We start from the raw sequence: 21,908 nt of genomic DNA on the forward strand, positions 1-21,908 counted from the left end.
CTCTTGCCTGTCTGGGAAGTACGCCACATGTTCTTGACTGCCGATGTCCACCCCGATGCAGTTCATGCTGTCCTCCTGTTACAGTAGAAGGGTCAAGCGGGCTTCCCGGGGCGCAGTCTTATGGTGCAAGCTTTTGACGCTTGAGGATACTGTTCGGCCTCTGGTCAGCCGTCAGAGTCCAGCCCGAAGAATCTCGGCTTCTCACTGGGACGTGCAAGAGCGGAAAGAGGGTCTGGACTCTGGCTTGACGTAGATCCAACTTACCTGATCCACAAGACATAAGAGCCGAGAGCCGAGAGCCGAGAGCCGAGAGCCGAGAGCCGAGAGCATGATGCAGTGGCTGTCAGAACTGGTCAAGGGGACCTGTCACTCATAACGCTTCAGCCAAAGCTGTTTTTAGCCCTCGGCCCTCGGCCCTTGGCCCTCGGCGGTCTCCTGCTTTCTGCCTTCTGCCAGATAAGCCCTGAGCGCCCTCTCTTCTGCCGGAATCCGGACCAGCATCACCAGAGCGTTCAGCACCGTGAACACCAGAGCCGTCATCCACGCACCCACAATCAGAGGGGTAATGAAGATTTCCAGCGCCACCACCACGTAATTCGGGTGCTTCAGGAAGCGGTACAGGCCCTTGGAAATCCGCTGACCACCGGGCACAATCAGGATCCGGGTGTTCCAGTACGGCCCGAGGGTGGAAATCACCTGATACCTGAGGAGTTGCAAAATCAGGTACACCCCGACCGCCCACCACTGGACAGGCGCATCCCGGAAATACCCTTCCAGCGTGAAAGACAGCATCCAGAGGGGATGCAGCACAAAGAACATCCAGTAATGGTCTTGACCGTATTCTTTTGCCCCTTGCGAGCGGGCCCACGCTTCGTTGCGTTTGGCAATTCGGAGTTCAAAAAGGCGCTGTATGGCCACCACCATCAACAAAACAATTGCAGGCATGGTTTCTCCAGTGTGCAGGATTTAGGAAATTCTGAAGAGCACATGTTCAGCACAGAAGCCCGGACCCATGGCGGTCAGCAGGCCCACACCGGGTTCTCTGGAGGATTCCAGAAATTTTTTCAGCACAAAGAGCACCGATGGACTGCTCATGTTGCCGTGGTGTTGGAGCACCCAGAATGTGGAATCAAGCTGTTTCAGACAGACTCCAGTGATGTCACTGTAGGCCTGAACCACCTTGACCCCTCCGGGATGGAGCACATGGTGCTTGAGGTCGGTTTTCTGTAAACCGTAAGCTTCACAGGCGTTCTGGATGCTTTCCGGCATCACATCACGCATGACGGTGGGGATGTCTCTGGAAAAACGCACCTTCAACCCTTCTCCGAGGAGGTCCCAGCCCATCACGTCTTCACTGTCGGGAATCAGGGAACTGTGGCCCCCCAGAATTTCGATGCCCTCTCCAGCGTCTGAAACAATCAGGCCTGCTGCACCATCTGCAAACAGGGCCGCACCCACAAAATTGCTGGTGGAATGGTCCTCCTTGATGAAGGTCATGGAGCACACCTCCACCGCGATCAGAAGCACGTTTTTCTTGCCACTGCGCACCAGATCTGCAGCACGGGCCAGACCCGCAGCTCCACCTGCACACCCGAGACCCCACATTGGGATGCGCTGGGTGGTCAGGGGCAAACCCAGCCTCTGGATGATGCGGGCATCCAGACTGGGCGTGGACATGACCGTGGTGTTCACGAAGATCAAAGCATCAATCTGGTGAGGCTCAAGACCTGCCTGATGCATGGCCTCCTGTGCCACCTGCACACTGAGGTCCAGAGCGGTGGCTTTGCCTGCCTCGTTTTTCTCTGGAAAACTGTGGTGCTCCGCGAACCATTCGATGGGCTTGGCCACATGCCGGGTGTCAATCAAAGCGTTTTTGAAAATGGCCATGTGGCGTCTGGAAAGGGCGTATTTGGGGAAAAGCTGTGCTGCAAACTTTTCCACATCGTCTTGATGTACCACATGGGGCGGATTTGCGGTGGCAATGCTGCGAACAATGGGGCGGTTCAATCGTCCTCCTCTGGCGTGAGGCAAGTCTCGCGGTACACAAATTGGGACAGACGCTTGCGTTCCCGGCTGTTCCAGTCAATGCTGGGCCGTCTGGGATCGTCTGGAAGATACCCGAGCCTGTACACGGCCATGAGTTCAAGGGTGTCAGGAACCTTGAGAACCTGCTGTATCTCCTGCCACGCTTCGGGAATTTCCATGGGCGTGGACACAAACTGGATGCCCATCTTGAACTCCTGAATGCCAAGCCAGATGTTCTCCATGGCTGCACCCATCCCGAACACCGAATAAAAGCCACTCAGGGCTTCCGGAATGTACTCGGTCTTGTCGAGCATCACGGCCATCAGGAGGGGACTGCCGGCCACCAGTTTGCGGTTGTCCTCTCCCAGCTTTTTGGGCACCCCGAGGCTGCGCATCAGGGAAAGCCCGGTGTCACTGAAAATCTGGCGGGTGAAAGGCTTCAAAGGGGCAGGCAGGTGGTCAATGAAAATCCCATCTCGCCTCTCGTCCATTTCCTTTTGTGAGAAGCGGAAATACCGACGGTATCGCTCAAAGAAAATGCCACGGTCAATCAGCTTTTGCATGCTGTCTCCAGAAATGGAGGCAATGCGTTCGATGGTTTCCCGCTTCTCGATCAAGACGAACCGCCACGGTTGCGAATTGAAGTGGCTGGGAGCGGCACAGGCCAGTTTCATCAGCATGTGCTGGTGTTCTTTTTTCACCGGGTCCGGTTTGAAAGGGCCGTTGGTGGTTTTGCGTCCAAGAATGCCTTCGATGAGCCCGAGTTCTTTCAACACCTGTGTCATGCAGTCTCCCCAAAAAAAGAATTCAACCCCGAACCAGATACGCCAGATACAGTCCGCCCACCATCAGGGGAAGGACCACATGACCTGCATGTCTCGGGCGCATGCGCGGCATGAACCCCCACAGAATGCAGGCCACAAACAAAAAAAGATGCCGGATTTCCCACCATGCCCAGAAAGCAGACAGAAAAACCAGCCCATACAACAGGTGATGCAACCACCGATACCTGAGCTTGAACACCTTCAGTTGCAAACCCAACCCCAGCAGAAAATTCACAAGGAAAAATCCCCCGGCAAACCACATGCTGATCGGCATGATTCAGTATAGGACGGGTTTCAGGAGGGTGTGCAGGACGGAGCACAATCTGGGGAAAGGGCTTCGCCTTGCCCTATTGCCGAGAGCCGAGAGCCGAGAGCCGAGAGCCGAGAGCCGAGAGCCGAGAGCCGAGAGCCGAGAGCATCATGTGTTACACAGCAAAAATGGTCAAGGGGAATGTCTGTAGGGTCGAGTGGGCAGAGGGATCACGTTTTGATCCCTCGTTTTGCAAAAGAAGGCATGCCTTGCCCTCCACGCTTGAGCCAAAGCTTTCTTTTGCCCTCGGCTCTGGGCCCTCGGCCAAAAAATCACCCCGGTTTCACCAACTGCGTCAGCAAATAATCGTCTGGAAAAGCATGCACAAACTGCCAGATGAGTTCCTGATCCCCGAGTTTGAGCAGGGCTTCGGTGATTTCGGAGTGCAGAATTTCCCTCTGGGTGTCCAGAAAAGGGCTGTCTGAGCGAGGAAGCAGCATGCCTTTGTAAAGCCCCAGAGCTTGCTGGATCATGCCACCCCGGATCAGGTCGCGGACCGCTTGCACATCGGTGTAAACCGGAACGGTCAGGCGGTAGTGCTTGAGGCTGATTCCACCGTTCAGGGCTTGCCTGAGGCGACTGAGTTCCACTTTCAGGGTGGAGGGACTGACTTCGTCTTGTGGGTACAGGGCAGCATACAGTTCCTCAAAGGACATGCCCTCTGGGCGCAGGGCCAGAATCAAAAGGATTTCGGTTTGCCTGAGGGTGGGTTTGAGAACCTGCTGGTTGAACCGAACATGCACCCCTCCGCACACATTGATGGACAGGAACTGCTCGGGGACCATGCGCTGGTGGGTCACGGCCAGCACCCGGTTCACCGAACTCGCGAGGGTCTGCACGATGGTCAGGGCCAGAGGGTTGGCGTTTTCCCAGGTGCTGCTGAGGTCCACCACCCCGAGCACCCGCCCGGTGCCCGGATGGATCACTGGAGCCGAGTAGCACACCCAGTCGTGAACGGCCTGCACAAAATGCTCGGCAGAGAACACCGCTTGAGGCTTGCGGGTGTGCATGGCGAGGGCCAGAGCATTGGTCCCAACATGCTTTTCTCCCCAGTGCCCGCCCGGCACAAAACCCACATTCTCAGAAATGCGGGCCATCCGGGGGCTTGCCGCACTCCAGAGCAGCACCCCCTCTTCATTGCTGATGGCGGCCACAAAATCCCCCTGTTTGGCCAGATCGGAGAGGTTGGGCAAAATGGGTTCGCAGGCCATCGAAAGCTCGCTTTCCAGCCACCAGCGGTAAGCGAGGTTCATGTCCACCACTTTGGGTTTGGCCTGATCGGCCTGCACCAGACCTCTGGAGCGCTCCCACGAGTGCAGCACCTCCACACGGGTTTCAGGCAGCATCCCCTGCTGGTATTGCTGCCATGCCGCTTCCAACTTTTGACGGCTCATGCCCAGTTCGTTCACAGCATCTCCTCGAAAAAACAGCCGGGATTGAAAAACATTCAGTGTGGATCGGTTGGGGTATGGATTTCAGTGTACTCCTCTTCGGTGAAAAGTCTGGAGCGGATCAGGAAACGCACACCCAGAGGGGCTTCCAGACTGAACCCACTGCCCCTCCCCTTCACCACATCCACGGTCAGGTGGGTGTGCTGCCAGTACTCAAACTGGCTTTTGCTCATGTAGAAAGGCGTTTCTGCAAGGTGGCCCAGCAAAACATCGCTGTCTCCGGTTTGAAATTCGCCTCTGGGATAACACATTGGGGCACTTCCATCACAACAACCACCGCTCTGGTGGAACATCAAAGGGCCGTGTTTCTGCTCAAGGCTGTCCAGCAAAGAGCGGGCCTCGGGTGTGATGTCTACGCGGTTCATGAATCACCTCTTTTCTGAATGTCTCCCCTCCTATACCCCCTCCGCTGTCTATGACAGATCCTCCCCCAGAGGGGGAGGAAAGCGAAGCGAGGTGGGGGTTTAAAAGAAGCCCAGAGGTTTGGTGCTGTAGCTCACCAGCAGGTTTTTGGTTTGCTGGTAGTGGTTCAGCATCATCTTGTGGGTTTCGCGGCCAATGCCGGACTGCTTGTATCCGCCGAAAGCAGCGTGGGCCGGGTAAGCGTGGTAGCAGTTGGTCCAGACGCGACCTGCTTTGATGGCGCGGCCCATCCGGTAAGCGGTGTTCATGTCTCGGGTCCAGACCCCCGCCCCCAGACCGTACAGGGTGTCGTTGGCAAGGGAGAGGGCTTCTTCGGTGTCCTTGAAGGAGGTGACCGCCACCACAGGTCCGAAAATCTCTTCCTGAAAAATCCGCATGCGGTTGTTGCCTTCAAAGATGGTGGGTTTCACGTAGTAACCGTCTTTGAGGTCGCCGTCCAGCAGGTTGCGGCTTCCTCCGGTGCGCACGGTTGCCCCTTCCTGACGGCCAATGTCCAGATAGGAGAGGATCTTTTCAAGCTGGTCGTTGGAGGCCTGCGCACCAATCATGGTGTCCATGTGGAGGGGATCCCCCTGAATGATCTGCTCGGTGCGCTTCACCACCCGGTCCATGAACGCGTCGTAAATGGACTCGTGGATCAGGGCGCGACTCGGGCAGGTGCACACCTCACCCTGATTGAGGGCAAACATCACGAAGCCCTCTACGGCTTTATCCAGGAAGTCATCGTCCTGGGCCATCACATCGGGGAAGAAAATGTTGGGGCTCTTTCCCCCCAGTTCCAGCGTCACTGGAATGATGTTCTGGCTGGCATACTGCATGATCAGGCGTCCGGTGGTGGTTTCACCTGTAAAGGCCACCTTGGCGATTCTGGAACTGGTGGCCAGAGGTTTGCCGGCCTCAATGCCGAAACCGTTCACCACATTCAGGACGCCGGGGGGCAGCAGGTCCTGAATGAGCTCCATCACCTTCAGGATGCTCCAGGGGGTTTGCTCGGCAGGTTTCAGCACCACGCAGTTGCCCGCAGCAAGGGCAGGGGCCAGTTTCCATGCAGCCATCAGGATTGGGAAATTCCAGGGGATGATCTGCCCCACCACACCCAGAGGCTCATGGAAGTGGTAAGCCATGGTGTCGTGGTCCACTTCACCAATCGAGCCTTCCTGAGCCCGGATCACGCCAGCGAAATACCGGAAGTGGTCAATTGCCAGAGGAAGATCGGCAAAGGTGGTTTCACGCAGGGGTTTGCCGTTTTCCCACGACTCGATCATGGCAAGGCTGGAGAGGTTCTCTTCCAGACGGTCCGCAATTTTCAGCAAAATGCGGGAGCGCTCGGTGGTGCTGGTCTGACCCCATTTGTCTGCGGCTTTGTGTGCAGCATCAAGGGCTTTTTCAATGTCTGGAGCAGTGGAACGGGCAATCTGGGTGAAAGCCCTGCCGGTCACAGGTGTGATGTTCTCAAAGTACTGGCCTTCCACAGGATCATGCCAGTCTCCACCAATGAAGTTGCCATAACGGGCTTTCACTTCAATGGGGCTGCCTTCGGCTCCAGGACGGGGGTTGGAAACGGGTTTGGCTGCGGTCATAAGGTCCTCCTGCGCGCTCCCAGAGAGGGTTCTTTCTCTGGGCCATCAAACCTGAAAGATCACCAGTTCAGCGTTCTTGCAAAGGCTGAAGTGAAACATGTTGTTGGGTTTCTTCAGGGTAAATGGAGCAGGTTGGTTGGAGGTTGGTGGGCAGGAATGGCCGAGAGCCGAGAGCCGAGAGCCGAGAGCCGAGAGCATGTTGCTGTGACTCTAGAAAAGGGTCAAGGGGAATTGTAGGGGCGAGCAGGCAGAGCATCCAATACACGGATTCGCGTTTTGTCCAAGACGGCGTGCCTCGCCCAAAAGATGCGTTTGCCAAAGCATTCAGGGCGAGGCACGCCTCGCCCCTACATCTGCCTTCTGCCTTCTGCCTTCTGCCTTCTGCCTTCTCTAGCCCTCAGCCCTCGGCTTTCCGCACATACCGCACATACTCCAGCCCCTGAAATGCTGGCAAATCCTGATCCTGCACCCAACCCATGCGCTCGTAAAGCTGGTAGCCGTATCCGGCCTGCTGACTGGTGTGCAAACCCAGAGCCTTTGCTCCGTCTTTTTCCGCTTGCTGGATGCACCATTCCATGAGTGGGCGGGCGTAACCTTTCCCTCTGGCCCGAGGGTGAACCGCCAGAAAACGCAGGTAAGCCCAGTCTTCAGGAAAATACTTGTGTGGGGTGATGTGGGGTGAAAAGTAGGCCACACAGGCTTGAATGCCTGCCTCATCCTCAAGAACAGCCCATTGTGCAGTGGGATTGTTGGCCCAGACGTTTTGCAGGCCAGAGCGCATGGTCTCCCAGCCTGCCTGTCCAACAAACCTCTGGTATTCCTGATAAGCAGCCACACATGTGTCAGAAATCTGTTGTGCATCCTCTGGTTGGGCATTTCGAATCCTGAATCCATTCATGGAAACATGATGCAAAAAGCCCACCTTCAACGCAGGAGATTTGTGCAGAAGAACGTTTCAGGTCCGGGCATAGCGTCCTCCTGAAAGTTCCATCACCACGCCAGAGAGGGCAAGCATCATCAGGTTGACCTGTGCGGTTCCAACATCCATCCCGGTCAGAACCACCACATCGTCCAAGGTTCTGGGACCGTCCAGCGTGGCGTAAATCTGGGCCTGTTCCTCTGGCAAGTCCAGTTGTGCTCTGGGAGGGGTCCTCCATCCCAACTCCAGCAGGATGTCCTCTGCCGATTCGGTCAATACGGCACCCTCACGGAGCAACTTGTGCGGTCCAGAAGCCAGAGGGTCCCCTGACCGACCAGGCACTGCAAAAACCGTTCTGCCACACTCCAGAGCAGCGTGTGCGGTGATCATGGACCCACTGGTGACTTCCCCTTCCACCACCACACTGCCCGCGCTGAGGGCCGCAATCAGGCGGTTGCGCTCTGGAAAATGGTGGGCCATCGGACGGGTGCCCAGTGGATGCTCGGAAATCAGCACCATGTGCGGTGCCAGCTTGCGGTTCTCTGGTGGGTAAATGTTGTCCACACCGCTTCCCAGAGCAGCAACGGTGACACCTCCAGCCTCGATGCACGCCTGATGGGCCACCGTGTCAATTCCCCGAGCCAACCCCGAAACCACCATCACCCCGGCAAGGGTCAGGTCCCGACTGAGGGTCCGGGTGAGTTGCACCGCCCAGGCACTGCACTTGCGCGTTCCGACAATGCCAATGGCTCTGGGCACCGTGTCCAGCACAGGCAAATCTCCCCTCACCCACAGCATGGCCGGCGGATCGGTCAAAGCACGCAAAGCTGCAGGGTACTCGGGATCGGTGAGGCCGAGTAAGCGCACCCCCACCTTTCTGGCCCGGTCCACCTCCAGAGCCGCACGGTTGGCAGCCTCCGAAGCACCCAGATGTTGCAAAGCCCGTGCATCCAGACCCTCCACCCCCTTCAAGTCTGACAGGGAAGCCTTCAAAACCTCTCGGGCAGAACCGAAGTGCTCGATCAAGCGACGCACCCGAACATTGCCCACTTGCGGGGTGAACTTCAGGGAAAGCAAAGACAGCGTTTCACTCACCTTTTCAGGATGCCGAAAAAGCTCGGGTGGGACAATAGAGTTTTCCCTTGTGCATTTGGCCTAAAACAGGGTGCTTATCCCTTACTCATGCATGTGGTGTAACATGATGGTGCCTACTGGGGACGTACATGGTTTCGATAGGGTACGCTGAAGGTAGAGTTGCGTGTCGAGGTGCCGTTGGCCTCGTTAAAAAGCGGCAAGCCATTTAACTGGCAAAAATATTTCCCTGGGTGCTCCTCGCACCCTTACCCTCGCTGCTTAATTGACAGCGACAGTGACTTCGAAGCCCAGCTGATGGCGTCGTAGAAACTGACATCAAAGTCAGCTAGCCCAGGTTCATTCCTCTACGGCCTGCGGTGAAAACAAGTTGAGGATGGCGCGAAAGCGGCCTGTTCAGGGGCAGGCATAGCGCGAGATTCAAATGCCTGAGCTACACACGTAGATGCTCGCTGGACGGTGCCTTACACGGGAGTTCGATTCTCCCCGTCTCCACCAGAAAAGCCCGAGGTTCCCATCAGGGATCTCGGGTATTTTTTTGCTCGCTGCTGTGGTTTAAAACAGAAGAATGCCCAGAGATTTCGATTTGACTGAATTGGAAATTGCATGGTTGGCAGGTCTGCTGGAGGGAGAGGGAAGTTTTTTGCGTCCTCCTCCAAGTGCGCCCCGTCAGCCCAGAGTCTGCATTCACATGACCGATGAAGATGTGGTGCAGAAAGTGGCCAGCATGTTGGGTTTGCAGTATCTGCACCTCAAGGATTTGAACCCCAACAAATGGAAACGCACTTACAAGCTGGACATCAAAGGAAGCCGGGCGTTGAAGGTCATGGAATTGGTTTACCCGCATATGGGCAAGCGACGCAGAGAACGCATTGACAAAATTCTTCACATGTTCAAAGAACAACCCATCCGTGCCCCAAAGCTCACCGAAGCCCAGGCCCGAGACATCCTCTCCCTAAAAGGTCTCTGTTCCGCCCGAGAGGTGGCCGGGCAATTTCAGCTGAGCATCAAAACCATTGAGAAAATCTGGAAGGGCAGCAGGTGGCCTCAACTTCAGGGGTCGGTGGAGGCAAAACGTCCAAGTCCCACCTCCATCACCTGATCAATGGTGTGTTCGGTCTGCTCTGGGGGTACAAAGCCTTGCAGCAGCAGGTTGGCCAGTCCTTGCACGGTGCTCCAGAGGGTGAGGGCCTGTATGGCCGGGTCATCCTTGCGGAACGTTCCAGTGTGCTGGGCTTCCTGCACCAGTTGGGAGAGCAGGTGAATGGCCCGGTCGCCCACCAGACGGATGCTATTGCTCATGCTCTGGAAGTTGCACACATCGGTGCGGTTGATGAACTGGTATTCGGTGGAGTGCGCCAGAGCGTACTGGATGTAGGCTTTGCCAAGGGTTTTGATTCTGTCCAGCGGAGAAGCCTGTTCAGGCAGGCTGCCGATGGCCCGTTCAAGATGCAAGGTCAGGTTTTCCAGACAGGCAATGGTGGCGGCTTCGATCATGGCCTCTTTGCTTTCAAAGTGGTGGTAGGGTGCAGCGTGGCTGACCCCAGCCTTTTTGGCCACTTCCCTGAGGCTGATCTGGGCCAGAGGGGTGTCCTGTGCGAGGGTCAGCAGGGCCTGAATCAGGCTGTCTTTCAGCTGTCCGTGGTGGTAAGGCCGAGATCTTGACATTGTCAGCATTTTACAAGAAAGAAGCCTCTGGAAAGCTCTGGACAGAGGATGGGCTGTGCCGCTGTTGCACATCCCTGACGACTCGTGAAAGACATTCACAAATGGATGTTATGGTAGAGAACAGATGAGCATGCAGGTGGTTCTGGGGGCAGGAGGGGCAGTGGGTCAGGCCGTGATCCGTGAACTGGTTGCCCGCAACGTGCGGGTTCGGGCCATCTCCCTGACCATGCCAGAGGTGACCATCCCCGGTGTGCAGTACCTGCTTTACCAACCAGCAGATCTGAAAAAACAGCTAGAAGGGGTCAAGACCGTCTTTCACTGTGCAGCCCCGAGTTACAACCGCTGGGCCATGGATTATCCTGTGCTCAACCGTCAGGTGCTGGACGCCATGCAAGGCTCGAAAGCCACGCTGGTTTATGCAGACAACCTGCTGATGTACGGGGTGCCCAGAGCCCCTCTGGAAGAAACCCATCCGCACAGCAATGAACATCCCAGAGGTCGCCTGCGTTCCCAGTTGGCCCAGAGCCTCCTGACCGCACACCACGAAGGGCGCGTGAAAGTGACCATTGCTCGGGCCTCCACCCTGTTTGGACCACAGGTGCATTCTTCGTGGACCAGCGTGAAATTCTTCCAGCAGGTGATGCGTCAGGGGACCCTTTTGTGGCCCGGTGATTTGCAGAAACCCCACAGCCTGACCCGTGTGCAGGATTTCGCCAGAGCCCTGATCCTGCTGGGTCAGCAACCACGCGCTCTGGGAGAGGTCTGGCACGTTCCAGCCAACCTGACCGTGACCGCCACAGGTCTGGCAGAGGTGCTTTCCGAGATTCTAGAAAGGGAGGTGCACCCTCAACAGGTGCCTTCCGTGAAACTCTGGCTCAGCAGCCAACTCCAGCAAAACCATCCCACCCCTCTGGACCTTGCGTACCAATTCAACACCCCCTTCATTGTGGATGGGCGCAAAATGCAGCAGGAATTTGGCTTTCAACCCACCCCTGCCAGAGAGGCTTTTCAGCAGTTGTTTGAGCACTTGCGCCGCTGAAACCCTGTGGCTTGCAGGGAGGTTGACCCCTCGGGGTTTTGTTCTATAATGACAAACGCACAAACCCATCCAAGCCGGGGTGGCGGAATCGGTAGACGCAGCAGACTTAAAATCTGCCATCCGAAAGGGTGTACGGGTTCAAGTCCCGTCCTCGGCACCAAACTGCTCCCAGACAGCAAACCTGCTTCTGGGGGTTTTTTGTTTGCATCCACCACAAAACACGCCGTCTGCTGTAGTGACCTTGTTCTCAATACCAGAGTTCCCATTTGAATATCCAGAGAAGAATTTTTGTTTGTCGGACAGATGAAATCCCGACTTTTGGTACCCTTGATGCATGTTCATCAAACCGCAAAGATTGACACCCCATTCCAAAATCGCCACGGTTTCTCTGTCTTCTGGTTTTGTTTCAGAGGTCCAGCACCGTTATGAAGCAGCCAAACGGCAGCTTGGCCAGAGCTTTGGCTGGTCTTTTCTGGAAGCCCCAAACAGTTTCAGGGGCAGCGAATACCTGTACCGCAACCCTCAGGCCAGAGCAGACGACTTGCACTGGGCGCTGGAAAACCCGGACATTGATGGCATCATCAGCAACATTGGGGGTGACGATTCGGTGCGCCTGCTGCCCTTGCTGGACCTTGGGTTGATCCGCAAGCATCCCAAAATCTTCATGGGGTTTTCGGACAGCACGGTGACCCTGATGCAGTTTTTAAATGCAGGTGTGGTGTCTTTTCATGGTCCGGCCATGCTGACCGATCTGGCCGAAAATGGCGGTTTGCATCCTTTTGTGCTGCGTTCTTTGCAAAGGGTTCTGATGGAGGGTCTGGCGGTTGATCTGGAAGCCTCTCCAGAGTGGACTGGACAGCGGATCAACTGGCAGGATCCTGCTTTGCAAGAGCAAAAACGGGCGTTTTTTCCTTCTGAGGACTGGCTCTGGTTGCAGGGCGAGGAGACGGTTTCAGGCCACACCATCGGAGGGTGCATTGAGGTGCTGGACATGCTGAATGGCACCTCTGGATGGCCCGCAAAGGCTTTGTGGGATGGGGCAGTGCTCTGTCTGGAAACCAGCGAGGATGCCCCTCCTCCGGCCCAGGTGGGGTACTGGCTGAGGAATTTTGAGGCTCAGGGCATCTTGCAGAAAGCCAGAGCTTTGCTTTTTGCCCGTCCTCACCGTTATCCAGAAGAGGCCATTCCAGAGCTGTACGAATGGATCAAGAAGGTGCTCTGGGAATATGGCCGTGAAGATTTGCCTGTGGTGGTCAACATGGATTTTGGGCACACCAGCCCTCAGTTTGTGCTGCCATTTGGGGTACAGCTTGAGGTGAACCCCAAAACGAAGACCATCCGAATGCTGGAATCAGCGGTGCAGTAAGCCAGAGGGTCTGGGACGTGGTAACCCACAGTTGTCAGTTCACAGCGAGAAAACCGCCCCACAAGATGCCTGAGATTCACCCTGCTCATTTGTGAAGCCACACTGGGTTGACACATCAAGGCTTTAACGCCTGAGCCTCAATCTTGACATTGTAAAGTTTTCAAGATATCTTGACAGTGTAAACATTGCATGTGTCCGTGTGGCACATCTTTTCCCATTCCAATCCAGCACTTTCGGCATCCACAACTGCCTGTGGATGTGCTCCCCATTGGAGGTCACCCATGAACACCCTGGTCATTCTCGGACACCCCAACAGCCAGAGTTACTGTGCCGCTCTGGCCGAACACTATATAGAAGGTGCAAAAGCCGCAGGTCACAACGTGCAACTGCTGAAACTTGGGGAACTGGACTTTGATCCCAGCTTGCGCTCGGGATACCAGAAAAGACAGGAACTGGAAAAAGACCTGCAAGAAGCCCAGAGGCTCTTGCAGTGGTGCGACCATCTGGTGGTGGTCTTCCCCACATGGTGGGGTGCACCACCCGCCATCTTAAAAGGCTTTCTGGACCGCACCCTGCTGCCCGGCTTTGCCTTCAAATACCGCGAGAACTCTCCCATGTGGGACAAACTGCTGGCCGGACGCACTGCACGACTGATCGTGACCTCAGACAGCCCGGCATGGTGGCTGCGCTATGTGCACTTTGATCCTGCCATCCGCCTGATGAAACAGACCACTCTGGAATTCTGTGGATTCACCCCCGTCAAAGTCACTCGGGTGGACAGCATCCGAAGCCGCAAACCCAACAGCCTGAAAAAAGCTTTACTGGAGATGAAAAATTTGGCGAAAACCGACCTCGGGATCAAACGGCCCAGACTTCAAAAGGTTGGGGCTTGACGGAGTCCAAATACCATGCTATTATTCTCTTCGCTCCAAGTGAGCGAGGCAACGCGGGGTAGAGCAGTCTGGTAGCTCGTCGGGCTCATAACCCGGAGGTCGCAGGTTCAAATCCTGTCCCCGCAACCAAAATTTCCCCTGACTGAAAAGTCAGGGGTTTTCTTTTGTTTTCCAATTGTCTTTCACCCGATCATTTGTTGAAGCTGCCTTGCACAAAACAAAGCCGGATCGTGTAAATTGGTCGCATGGCTCAATTCACCAACTTCCAACAATTCACCGTCATCTGCCCTGCCGCCGACGTTTCCAAAGCCTTTCAAGGCACCATCAACCAGTTCGCCCAGATCGGCCAACAAAGCGGCAAAGCCCGCAAAATCGTGAATGTGGAGCACCAGATTGCCTCCCTCAGCGAAGACCGCGTGGTGCTCAGCGTGATCTTCTTCTTCAACGAAGAAGACGCCAAGACCGGCAACTGAGTTTGTTTTTCACTCTGGCCCCTCCTGAAAAGGAGGGGTTTTGGTTTGAATGGACGAGGGCAGAGAGCGTTGTAGAGTCAAGGCATGCCTTGCCCTGTAGCCGAGAGCCGAGAGCTGAGAGCATGGTGCTGTACATAGAAAAAGGGGCAAGGGAATCTGTAGGGGCACAGTGGGCAGTTCACCAAGTTGTGGTGCACTGTTCTCCACGAGAAGCGTGCTACGCCCTGAATGCTTGAGCAAAAGCTTTTTTTGCCCTCGGCCCTTGGCTCTCGGCTCTCGGCATCCCAAACCTACAGAATCCCCCTCCAACCCATGGTGTAGACTAAGGGGCAATGACAGGAAAAACATACAAAACGATGTTGGGCTCTCGCGAACTGGTGATCGAAACCGGTAAACTGGCGAAGCTCGTGAGCGGTTCTGTCACCGTACGATACGGTGACACCATGCTGTTGGTCACGGCCCAAGGATCCACCAGACCTTCAACTCTGGATTTCTTGCCTCTGACCGTGGAATTTGAAGAGCGTCACTACTCGGTGGGCCGCATTCCCGGTTCCTTCCAGAGGCGTGAAGGCCGTCCCGGTGAAAAGGCCATCCTGAGTGCCCGCATCACCGACCGCCAGATCCGTCCCCTGTTCCCCAAAGGCTTCCGTCAGGAAACCCAGGTGATCATCACCGTGGTCAGCGCCGATCAGGAAAACCTGCCCGATGTGCTGGGTGCGGTGGGCGCTTCTGCTGCACTTTCCATCAGTGACATTCCTTGGGCTGGACCCACCGGATGCGTGCGCGTGGGTCACATTGACGGTCAATTCGTGATCAACCCCACCACCAGCGAACTGCAAAACAGCAAAATCGATCTGGTGGTTGCAGGCACCAGAGACGCCGTGATGATGGTGGAAGCCGGTGCCCAGACCGTGGACGAAGAACTGCTGGTTTCGGCCATCGAGTTCGCCCACAAAGAAATGCAGCCCCTGATCGACCTGATCGAACAGATCAAGGCAGAGGTGGGCAAAGAAAAATTCGAGTGGAATCCTCCCGTCGATGCCCTTGCAGAAATCTACCCCGAGTTCAAGCAAGCTGCCCTTGCTGCTGGCCTGAAAGATGTGCTGCTCACCGAAGGCAAAAAAGCCCGTGGTCATGCTCTGGACGAACTGCAAAGCAAACTGATCTCTGAACGCGTGCCCGACCCAGAGGCCGAAGGTGCAGCTGCGCAAATTGCCCTGCTGCAAACCGCTTTCGGCAAGGCCCAGAAAGAAGAACTCCGCCGCATGATCATCGAAGATGACCTGCGCGTGGACAGACGGAACAGCCGTCAGGTGCGCCCCATCTGGATCGAGGCCACCCCCCTGCCCCGAGCCCACGGCAGTGCCATTTTCACCCGTGGCGAAACACAGGTGCTGGGCACCACCACCCTCGGAACCGGACGGGATGAAATCCTGATTGATGACCTCGGGACCGAAACCGGCGACAAGTTCCTGCTGCACTACAACTTCCCCCCTTACTCCACCGGAGAAGTGAAGCGCATGGGCGGACAGTCCCGCCGCGAGATCGGCCACGGCAACCTTGCCAAACGGGCCATCCGCGCCATTCTGCCAGAGTTTGATGCTTTCCCTTACGTGATTCGCGTGGTTGGCGATGTGCTGGAGAGCAACGGTTCTTCTTCGATGGCCACCGTGTGCGCCGGATGCCTGAGCCTGATGGACGCTGGTGTGCCCATCAAGGCCCCTGTGGCTGGCGTGGCAATGGGTCTGGTCATGGAAGGCGACAAATACCGCGTTCTGACCGACATTCTGGGCTCTGAAGACGCTCTGGGCGACATGGACTTCAAAGTGTGCGGAACCGCCGAAGGTGTGACCGCCCTGCAAATGGACATCAAAATCAGCGGGATCACCCCTGCTGTGATGCGTGAAGCTCTGGCACAGGCCAAAGAGGGCCGCCTGCACATTCTGGGCAAGATGGCTGAAGCCATGCCAGAAACCCGCCCCGAGCTGTCCAAATACTCCCCCAGAATTCTCACCACCAAGATCAACCCCGAGAAAATCGGCGTCATCATTGGCCCCGGTGGGAAAAACGTGCGGGAGCTCGAAGCCATGGGTGCGCAGGTCACCATCGAAGAAGACGGCACCATCCGCATTTTCTCCGCAGATGCTGCTGCCGCAGAGGCTGTCTTGAAGCGCGTTCAGGCCCAGACTTACGAAGCCAAAGTCGGCGACGAGTTTGAAGGCACCGTGGTCAAGATCGCTCCTTTCGGTGCTTTCGTGAACCTGTTCCAAGGTCAAGACGGCATGCTGCACATCTCCCAGATCAGCGAACAGCGCATCGAGAAGGTCGAAGACGTGCTTGCAGTCGGCGACAAAATCCGCGTGAAAATCGCAGGTGTGGACGACCGCGGCAAACTCGACCTGATCCGCCCCGAGCTTGAGGGCAAAATCAAACCCCGAGCTCCCCGCAGAGGCTAATACAGGCCCGAGGTTTTGACCATGGACCATCTGAACGGCAAATCTGCTGAAGCGAAGGCTGTCTTTGCAGCCTTCTGCCTTCTTCATTCTGGAAAGGGCGAGGCACACCATCTTGTGCAAACAGAGGGATCACATGCTGATCCCTCTGCACGCCTCGCCCCTACGAGGCCCTCGGCTCTCGGCCCTCGGCGGTCTTCATGAGACCCCAGTACTACACCGCAGCCAAAATCCTCCGCAAAGCCCGCGAGTCTGCCCTGCAAGGCCGCACCGAGGAAGCCGTGCGTGAGTACCAGAGGGGCATCAATCTGCTGCGCACCTTGCCACCAGAAAATGCCCGCGATGTGCTGCTTTCGCACCTGTATCTGGCCCACTACCAGACCCTGGTGCTGGAAGAGAAAACGCGCGAAGTGGCGCTGGAGTCTTTGCACCTTGGGGTCAGTTATGCCCGCAGCACCCGTGATCCTCTGGCCCGTGCCGTTGCAGAGGAATGCATGTCTGGGGCAAACGTTCAGTTGTAAAAAATGAACCTTTTCTTTATGATCGGCTTTCAGGGATGCTCTGGAGGCCGATTTCTGTGGTTTCTGGGTTGTGCATGCACACATTCAGCAACACTTCCCACGCTTGATCGTCACAGATTTTTAACATGTTGTCCTTTAGGTTGGAGACATTGGCCTGCGTCTCCTTTGTCTTTTGCACCTTCTTTCTGATCTTCTCCAACCTGTGCAACCTGTGTTGAACAGGCTGCACAGCATGCTTGGTTTCACCTCTGGAGGTTCCATTGAAACACCTGATTGCCCTTCCTGTCCTGCTGGCCCTGCTGGTGACCGCCTGCTCGGGTCCCACGCCCAACCCGGATCCTGATGTCGCCCCAAAAGTCAGCGACCAGACCCGGGTGGTCACCGAAGACACCCGAAAGAGCCTGTCCAGCTTCACGTTCACCAATGCGGCAAGCTGTCAGACTTCACCGGACCCCATCAAAACCCCCAATGCCACGCCTGCCACCTGCACAGGGAAAATGGTGTTCTCCAAGTCCACACCGTATCTGGCTGGATTGGCGGTGGGGAACCTGATGGTGAGTCCTCCCGGACCCAACGCCCCTTATGGTTACCTGCAAAAAGTCAAAAAGATCACCACTTCTGGAGATCAGGTGACCGTGGAAACCGAAGCTGCCAGTCTGGATGAGGCCCTGATTGAAGGTCAATTCCAGCAAGAGGGCATCCTCAATCCTTCGGATCTGTCGGCCATGTCTTTGCGGCAGGGGGTCACCCCCAGAGGACACAAGCCCGGACAGATTGGTCCACAGGCAGAAAGTTTTGGTTTTGACATCAACACCGTGCTGTTCGATGCCGATGACAACTCCAGCACCACCAACGATCAGGTGCGTCTGAAAGGCAACTTCAACCTTTCGGTGGACAACGGACTGTCTTACAACCTGAAGTGGAAAAAAGTGCTCGGGGTGCCGATTTACCCCAAAGGCATTTACGTGCGGATGGCTTACGGATTCAAACAGAGTGCCAGCGTTTCGGTCGAAGCGGACCTCAACGTGAACTTTGAGAAGGAGGTCGAGTTGGCCAAATACACCTTCTCTCCGATCACCTTCTTCATTGGTCCAGTGCCTGTGGTGCTGGTGCCCACCGTGCGCATCACTGCCGACATGAAAGGCAACATCAGCGCCAAAATGTCTTTTGGGGCCAGCGAATCGGTCAGTGCTGTGGCCGGTTTTGAATACAACGATGGCTTCAAAAACATCTCGGATTTCTCCCACTCTTTCAACAAATATGCCGACATCTCTGGCGTGAAAGGACAGGGGGAGGCAGGCCTCAACATCCAAGGGGAGATCCTGCTGTACGGTCTGGTGGGACCTTATGCCCGTGTGCGTGGAAATGTGGTGCTGGATGCAGCCATCCCCAGAGATCCCGTCTGGACCTTGAAAGCCGGTTTGAAGGGTTATGTGGGCATCCATGCCGACCTGCTGGTCAAAACCCTCAATTATGACACCCAGATTTTTGACCTGCCTCTTTTCGAAATTGGCAAGTCGGAAAACCAGAAGCCCACTGTCGGTTTCAAGAGCCCTCTGGATGGTCAGACTTACAGCCAGAATATTCCGGTCACCAACCTGTGTTTGCAGATGGATGATCTGGAATCCACCAGTTTGAATGTGCGCATCAGCAGCAATCTGGACGGCGAACTGGTGAACACCAGCGTGTCCAGAGCGAATTTCGGGGTGTACTGCCTGCCTGCACGCAGCTTTGGGACGCTCGGGGTTCGGACCCTGACCGCCACCGTGACCGACAAGGGGGGCCAGAGTGGCAGCGCCACCCGCAGCATTGAGATTGTCAACAATCCGCCTTCGGTGCTGATTCTGAAACCTTCCAATGGGGCTTCCGTGGCCATTGACACCCCGGTTTTGCTGAAAGGCACCTTGGTGGATCCCAACGAACCCCTCGACTGCACCCGTTTCAAGTGGAGCAGTTCGGTCCAAACCGACCTGTTGCCTGCCAACAACTGTGGCGATGTGACCGCCACCTTCAAAACCGAAGGCACCCGCACCCTGAAACTGGAGGCCCGCGACTCACAGAACGCTCTGGGCAGCACCGAGATTCAGGTGACCGTCAAACCCAAACCGGCCAATGTGGCTCCCGATGTGGTGATCGCCCAGCCCGAAGTTCTGCCCAACCCCGATCCCACCCAGCCTGCGGTTTATCCCAAACTGCCTCCTGTCGGCGATTCCATGACCGTCAAAGGCACCCTTCTGGACCCTGATTCTGCCCAGCTCACTTACAAATGGAAATTCTCTTACACCCAGAGTGGCCTCGGACCTTACATCAAAGACATCCAGACCCAGACGGTGTCTCTGGTGGGCGGCAAATTCAGCCCCACCCTGACGTTCAGACCCTCGGATGTCCTGACCATCAGTGGAGGAGGCGAATTCAAGTGTTACAAGGTGGATTACGGCAACCTCTTCTTGCTGCTTGAGGCCTCAGATGGGGTCAACAAAGCGGTGATCTTCAGCGTGCCCATGCAAAAAGGATGTGTCGGATGAAGCGCAGCCTGTTCTTTCTGAGCCTTGCCCTGCTGGTCTCCTGTGGCGGAGGTGGGGGAAACACCACCCCTCCCCCACCTCCTGTCTCCTTCAGCCTGCAACTCCCCGAGTCTGAAGTGACCGTCATGCAGGGAGACAGCAAAGCCGTCACCATCAACATCCAGCGTGAAAATGGCTTTGCAGATGAGGTGGTTCTGGGACTCGCGCAGCCCAGCCCCAACAAATTGGGCAGCACCTTCAGCAAAGTGAATGCCACCCAGAGCAAGCTCACCCTGAATGCTCCCCTCAACCTGCCCACCGGACTTTACACGGTGTACATCAAAGGCAGCTCTGGAGAACAGAACGCTTCTGCCACCTTGAAGGTCAATGTCAGCAAATCTCCGTTGATCACCGTGGGCGGAACCCTGAAAAACATCATCGGGGGAAAAATCCAGAGTGCCACCGTCAAAATCCGTGGCTTCAACAACATCGAAAAGACCACCACCAGCAACACCTCCGGGCAATTCAGGATCGAGGGGGTCCTCGCGCCTTACACCGCCACGGTTTCCTTTCTTGACGGAGAAACCCACACTTTCACTGGGCTGACTTCGCCCAATCCGGCCCTGAAACTCTGGAGTGCCAGTGGGGTGGTCAGTGCCACCAAAGTCAGTGTGTCAGGCACCCTCTCTGGCGCAGATGGTTTCCCCAATCCTGTGGGGGCCATCTCGCAGGCGGTTTACATCAGCCTGTACGACAACCTCGGAACGGCCACCCTGTTTCAGGGACAGGGTGGGGCTTACACCGTCAACACCACACAGGTCAATGAAACCACTGCACAGGGCATGGTTTTTGCCCTGCAATGGCAGGCCAACAGCAGTGGCCCCACCAGCATTCCTGTGAAATACAACGGGTTTGGCAAGAGCACCCCTTTTCTGGGCAACTTCACCAGCAGAAGCAACATCAACATTGACCTGCAACCTGTTGGGCAATCGGTGCTTTCTGGCGAGGTGCTGCCTCAGGCCGGCATGACCGTGCTCTGGAAAACCATGGGGGCTGCTCTGGTGCCCAGAGGAGGCTTCGTGCTGGCCGCCGATTATTCCAGCAGCAGCAACTTCAGTTACCCAATTCCCACCCCCGAGGAACTGCAAGGGAAATACTTTCTGGCTGTGGGTGCCCAGAGCAGCTCTGGCAGCCAGTTGATCCTCAATCAGGCCAACATCAGCGAGGCCGAGACCCGCAAATTTCCCTTGCTGACCCCACCTGTCCTGAGCATGCCTGCGGACAAAGCCACAGGAGCAGGCAATGTCCTTGCATGGGAAAAAGGCACCTTCAAAAATCCGCTTTACATCGTGCGCTATCAGGCCACAGGGGGGGCAAACCAGTACATTTACACCACCCAGAGCAGTTTTGCGGCCCCTCTGGCCAAAAACACCGCTTACAAATGGAACATGGCTGCCTACGACGGTTTCCCCAACATGGACGCTTTCGCTCAACCCGAGGTGTATCCGTTTGGTTATCCCAATGCAGGCAGCATTCTGGACTTCCAGTACGGCCAGACCCGGGAACAGACCTTCACCACTGCGCCTTGATCAACCCATCAAAAGCAGAACCTCTGGTCAACAGAGGTTCTGCTTTTTTTCAAAGCACCTGTGCAGCTTTTGCAGCTTGCTCCCAATCGCTCACCTCGACCAGCAAGCGGTGGTACAGTTCTTCATCGCTGATGCGAGCAATGTCTGTGATGGCCTGAAAGTTGGCATTGTCCACCACCCGGCCATCCATGGTGTCCAGCTTTTCCAGCATGGGAAAACGGCTGCTGCCAATGCCCAGAAACTTCACAAAAACCGGAAACGCACTGAGTTCAATCAGGGCTTGCCGGGTTTCTGGCTCATCGTAATTCTCACCATCGGTCAGAAAAACCACGTAAACCGGATCTTTGGAAGCAGGTCTGGGTTTGCTGAACATGGCGAAAAAACCTTTTGGGCGCACAGCCACCATGTCCCGGATTTTCCTGAGGGGTGGAGCATAATTGGTCATTCCCCATTTGATGGTGGGGTTTTTGATGATGTTTCTCTCCACATACAGACCAATGTCATCAAGGGTCGCCTCTGGAAGGTCCAGCACCCCATGATCAAACACCATGTTCTCCAGACTGCCATTGTCATCGAACTTCAGGGCCAGCGCCATGATGCGTTCGTAGACGTTCTGCATCACCCCTCTGGTGTACAGGGATTTCATGGAACCGGACACATCGGCGACAAAAATCACCCGTGCACGGAACTTGGAGAGGTTGAGTTTCTGAATGACCGTTTCGGCTTTTTTGCTCAGGTCAAGCACTTTTTTCTTGCTGAGATCCAGGCTCATGGCAGT

At 56.0% G+C, this 21,908-nt stretch carries 20 protein-coding genes, 2 tRNA genes and 1 other RNA gene; 12 read left to right on the plus strand and 11 right to left on the minus strand.

From position 1 onward, the window contains the following. Positions 1–396: 396 nt before the first annotated feature. From Q371_RS19330 to dprA, 9 genes are all read right to left on the minus strand, one after another. Positions 397–945, minus strand: coding sequence for an isoprenylcysteine carboxyl methyltransferase family protein (locus Q371_RS19330; RefSeq protein WP_034343577.1), 549 nt, complete (start codon positions 943–945; stop codon positions 397–399). 21 nt (positions 946–966) lie between these two features. Next, the gene (locus Q371_RS19335; RefSeq protein WP_034343580.1) at positions 967–2,007 is read right to left on the minus strand and encodes a type III polyketide synthase; all 1,041 of its coding nucleotides are present in this window, start codon (positions 2,005–2,007) and stop codon (positions 967–969) included. After that, the gene (locus Q371_RS19340; protein ID WP_034343583.1) at positions 2,004–2,810 is read right to left on the minus strand and encodes a nitroreductase family protein; all 807 of its coding nucleotides are present in this window, start codon (positions 2,808–2,810) and stop codon (positions 2,004–2,006) included. The genes Q371_RS19335 and Q371_RS19340 overlap by 4 nt, the downstream gene beginning before the upstream one ends. Positions 2,811–2,832: 22 nt before the next feature. Then, a complete protein-coding gene (locus tag Q371_RS19345) occupies positions 2,833–3,123 on the minus strand; it encodes a hypothetical protein (RefSeq protein WP_084571545.1) in 291 nt (96 codons plus the stop codon). A gap of 308 nt (positions 3,124–3,431) precedes the next feature. Continuing rightward, positions 3,432–4,568: a GAF domain-containing protein gene (locus Q371_RS27250; RefSeq protein WP_051964840.1), complete on the minus strand. Its 1,137-nt coding sequence runs from the start codon at positions 4,566–4,568 to the stop codon at positions 3,432–3,434. Between the two features lie 38 nt (positions 4,569–4,606). After that, positions 4,607–4,975, minus strand: a complete 369-nt coding sequence (locus Q371_RS19360; protein ID WP_034343590.1) for a DUF779 domain-containing protein — start codon at positions 4,973–4,975, stop codon at positions 4,607–4,609. A gap of 99 nt (positions 4,976–5,074) precedes the next feature. Beyond that, positions 5,075–6,613 (minus strand): aldehyde dehydrogenase, encoded by a 1,539-nt coding sequence (gene adh, locus Q371_RS19365; protein WP_034343593.1) that lies wholly within the window; start codon positions 6,611–6,613, stop codon positions 5,075–5,077. Between the two features lie 397 nt (positions 6,614–7,010). After that, complete coding sequence (locus tag Q371_RS26060; RefSeq protein ID WP_051964842.1) at positions 7,011–7,511, minus strand: GNAT family N-acetyltransferase; 501 nt, start codon at positions 7,509–7,511, stop codon at positions 7,011–7,013. 57 nt (positions 7,512–7,568) lie between these two features. Next, positions 7,569–8,627 carry a DNA-processing protein DprA gene (gene dprA, locus Q371_RS19375; RefSeq protein WP_034343596.1) on the minus strand — a complete coding sequence of 353 codons (1,059 nt, stop codon included), beginning with the start codon at positions 8,625–8,627 and terminating at the stop codon, positions 7,569–7,571. A 118-nt stretch (positions 8,628–8,745) separates the two neighbouring features. Between dprA and ssrA the strand changes: the two genes are divergently transcribed. Together ssrA and Q371_RS19380 are read left to right on the plus strand one after the other, a co-directional pair. Continuing rightward, positions 8,746–9,122, plus strand: a transfer-messenger RNA (tmRNA) gene (ssrA, locus tag Q371_RS26575). Positions 9,123–9,192: 70 nt separating this feature from the next. Beyond that, positions 9,193–9,726, plus strand: coding sequence for an LAGLIDADG family homing endonuclease (locus Q371_RS19380; RefSeq protein ID WP_034343599.1), 534 nt, complete (start codon positions 9,193–9,195; stop codon positions 9,724–9,726). On the opposite strand, the gene Q371_RS19385 is transcribed toward Q371_RS19380, so the two are convergent. Beyond that, a complete protein-coding gene (locus tag Q371_RS19385; protein WP_034343602.1) occupies positions 9,678–10,292 on the minus strand; it encodes a TetR/AcrR family transcriptional regulator in 615 nt (204 codons plus the stop codon). The two genes, Q371_RS19380 and Q371_RS19385, sit on opposite strands and share 49 nt — an antisense overlap. A 124-nt stretch (positions 10,293–10,416) precedes the next feature. Between Q371_RS19385 and Q371_RS19390 the strand changes: the two genes are divergently transcribed. The 10 genes from Q371_RS19390 to Q371_RS19440 all read left to right on the plus strand — a co-directional run bounded on the left by Q371_RS19390 (position 10,417) and on the right by Q371_RS19440 (position 21,130). Further along, positions 10,417–11,331 carry an NAD-dependent epimerase/dehydratase family protein gene (locus Q371_RS19390; protein WP_034343605.1) on the plus strand — a complete coding sequence of 305 codons (915 nt, stop codon included), beginning with the start codon at positions 10,417–10,419 and terminating at the stop codon, positions 11,329–11,331. Between the two features lie 73 nt (positions 11,332–11,404). After that, positions 11,405–11,491 (plus strand) — tRNA-Leu (locus tag Q371_RS19395). Between the two features lie 174 nt (positions 11,492–11,665). Then, on the plus strand, positions 11,666–12,697 hold the full coding sequence (locus tag Q371_RS19400) for a S66 family peptidase (RefSeq protein WP_034343608.1): 1,032 nt from the start codon (positions 11,666–11,668) through the stop codon (positions 12,695–12,697). 281 nt (positions 12,698–12,978) lie between these two features. Beyond that, positions 12,979–13,590, plus strand: a complete 612-nt coding sequence (locus tag Q371_RS19405) for an NAD(P)H-dependent oxidoreductase (protein ID WP_051964845.1) — start codon at positions 12,979–12,981, stop codon at positions 13,588–13,590. A 52-nt stretch (positions 13,591–13,642) separates the two neighbouring features. Further along, positions 13,643–13,719 (plus strand) — tRNA-Met (locus Q371_RS19410). 116 nt (positions 13,720–13,835) lie between these two features. Next, entirely contained in the window at positions 13,836–14,063 is a 228-nt protein-coding gene (locus Q371_RS19415; protein ID WP_034343611.1) for a hypothetical protein, read from the plus strand. 332 nt (positions 14,064–14,395) lie between these two features. Then, positions 14,396–16,519: a polyribonucleotide nucleotidyltransferase gene (gene pnp, locus Q371_RS19420; RefSeq protein ID WP_034343613.1), complete on the plus strand. Its 2,124-nt coding sequence runs from the start codon at positions 14,396–14,398 to the stop codon at positions 16,517–16,519. 197 nt (positions 16,520–16,716) lie between these two features. Next, positions 16,717–17,037 (plus strand): hypothetical protein, encoded by a 321-nt coding sequence (locus tag Q371_RS19425; protein ID WP_034343616.1) that lies wholly within the window; start codon positions 16,717–16,719, stop codon positions 17,035–17,037. Between the two features lie 260 nt (positions 17,038–17,297). After that, on the plus strand, positions 17,298–19,562 hold the full coding sequence (locus Q371_RS19435) for a hypothetical protein (RefSeq protein WP_034343620.1): 2,265 nt from the start codon (positions 17,298–17,300) through the stop codon (positions 19,560–19,562). Next, a complete protein-coding gene (locus Q371_RS19440; protein WP_034343623.1) occupies positions 19,559–21,130 on the plus strand; it encodes a COG1470 family protein in 1,572 nt (523 codons plus the stop codon). Before Q371_RS19435 ends, Q371_RS19440 begins: the two co-directional genes overlap by 4 nt. A 49-nt stretch (positions 21,131–21,179) precedes the next feature. Here Q371_RS19440 and Q371_RS19445 read toward each other — a convergent pair whose 3' ends face one another. Further along, positions 21,180–21,902 carry a VWA domain-containing protein gene (locus Q371_RS19445; protein WP_051964847.1) on the minus strand — a complete coding sequence of 241 codons (723 nt, stop codon included), beginning with the start codon at positions 21,900–21,902 and terminating at the stop codon, positions 21,180–21,182. Positions 21,903–21,908: the final 6 nt, after the last annotated feature.

This window comes from Deinococcus misasensis DSM 22328 (genome assembly GCF_000745915.1).
In the GTDB taxonomy this organism is placed as follows: Bacteria; Deinococcota; Deinococci; order Deinococcales; family Deinococcaceae; genus Deinococcus_C; species Deinococcus_C misasensis.

What these genes read in the sequence shown, in the direction of transcription:
- Q371_RS19405 (WP_051964845.1), top strand. Translation starts at nt 12,979, where the DNA reads ATGAACACCCTGGTCATTCTCGGACACCCCAACAGCCAGAGTTACTGT.
- Q371_RS19400 (WP_034343608.1), top strand. Translation starts at nt 11,666, where the DNA reads ATGTTCATCAAACCGCAAAGATTGACACCCCATTCCAAAATCGCCACG.
- Q371_RS19330 (WP_034343577.1), bottom strand. Translation starts at nt 945, where the DNA reads ATGCCTGCAATTGTTTTGTTGATGGTGGTGGCCATACAGCGCCTTTTT.
- pnp (WP_034343613.1), top strand. Translation starts at nt 14,396, where the DNA reads ATGACAGGAAAAACATACAAAACGATGTTGGGCTCTCGCGAACTGGTG.
- Q371_RS26060 (WP_051964842.1), bottom strand. Translation starts at nt 7,511, where the DNA reads ATGAATGGATTCAGGATTCGAAATGCCCAACCAGAGGATGCACAACAG.
- Q371_RS19445 (WP_051964847.1), bottom strand. Translation starts at nt 21,902, where the DNA reads ATGAGCCTGGATCTCAGCAAGAAAAAAGTGCTTGACCTGAGCAAAAAA.
- adh (WP_034343593.1), bottom strand. Translation starts at nt 6,613, where the DNA reads ATGACCGCAGCCAAACCCGTTTCCAACCCCCGTCCTGGAGCCGAAGGC.
- Q371_RS19440 (WP_034343623.1), top strand. Translation starts at nt 19,559, where the DNA reads ATGAAGCGCAGCCTGTTCTTTCTGAGCCTTGCCCTGCTGGTCTCCTGT.
- Q371_RS19340 (WP_034343583.1), bottom strand. Translation starts at nt 2,810, where the DNA reads ATGACACAGGTGTTGAAAGAACTCGGGCTCATCGAAGGCATTCTTGGA.
- Q371_RS19390 (WP_034343605.1), top strand. Translation starts at nt 10,417, where the DNA reads ATGAGCATGCAGGTGGTTCTGGGGGCAGGAGGGGCAGTGGGTCAGGCC.
- Q371_RS19345 (WP_084571545.1), bottom strand. Translation starts at nt 3,123, where the DNA reads ATGCCGATCAGCATGTGGTTTGCCGGGGGATTTTTCCTTGTGAATTTT.
- Q371_RS19425 (WP_034343616.1), top strand. Translation starts at nt 16,717, where the DNA reads ATGAGACCCCAGTACTACACCGCAGCCAAAATCCTCCGCAAAGCCCGC.
- Q371_RS19415 (WP_034343611.1), top strand. Translation starts at nt 13,836, where the DNA reads ATGGCTCAATTCACCAACTTCCAACAATTCACCGTCATCTGCCCTGCC.
- Q371_RS19380 (WP_034343599.1), top strand. Translation starts at nt 9,193, where the DNA reads ATGCCCAGAGATTTCGATTTGACTGAATTGGAAATTGCATGGTTGGCA.
- Q371_RS19385 (WP_034343602.1), bottom strand. Translation starts at nt 10,292, where the DNA reads ATGTCAAGATCTCGGCCTTACCACCACGGACAGCTGAAAGACAGCCTG.
- Q371_RS19360 (WP_034343590.1), bottom strand. Translation starts at nt 4,975, where the DNA reads ATGAACCGCGTAGACATCACACCCGAGGCCCGCTCTTTGCTGGACAGC.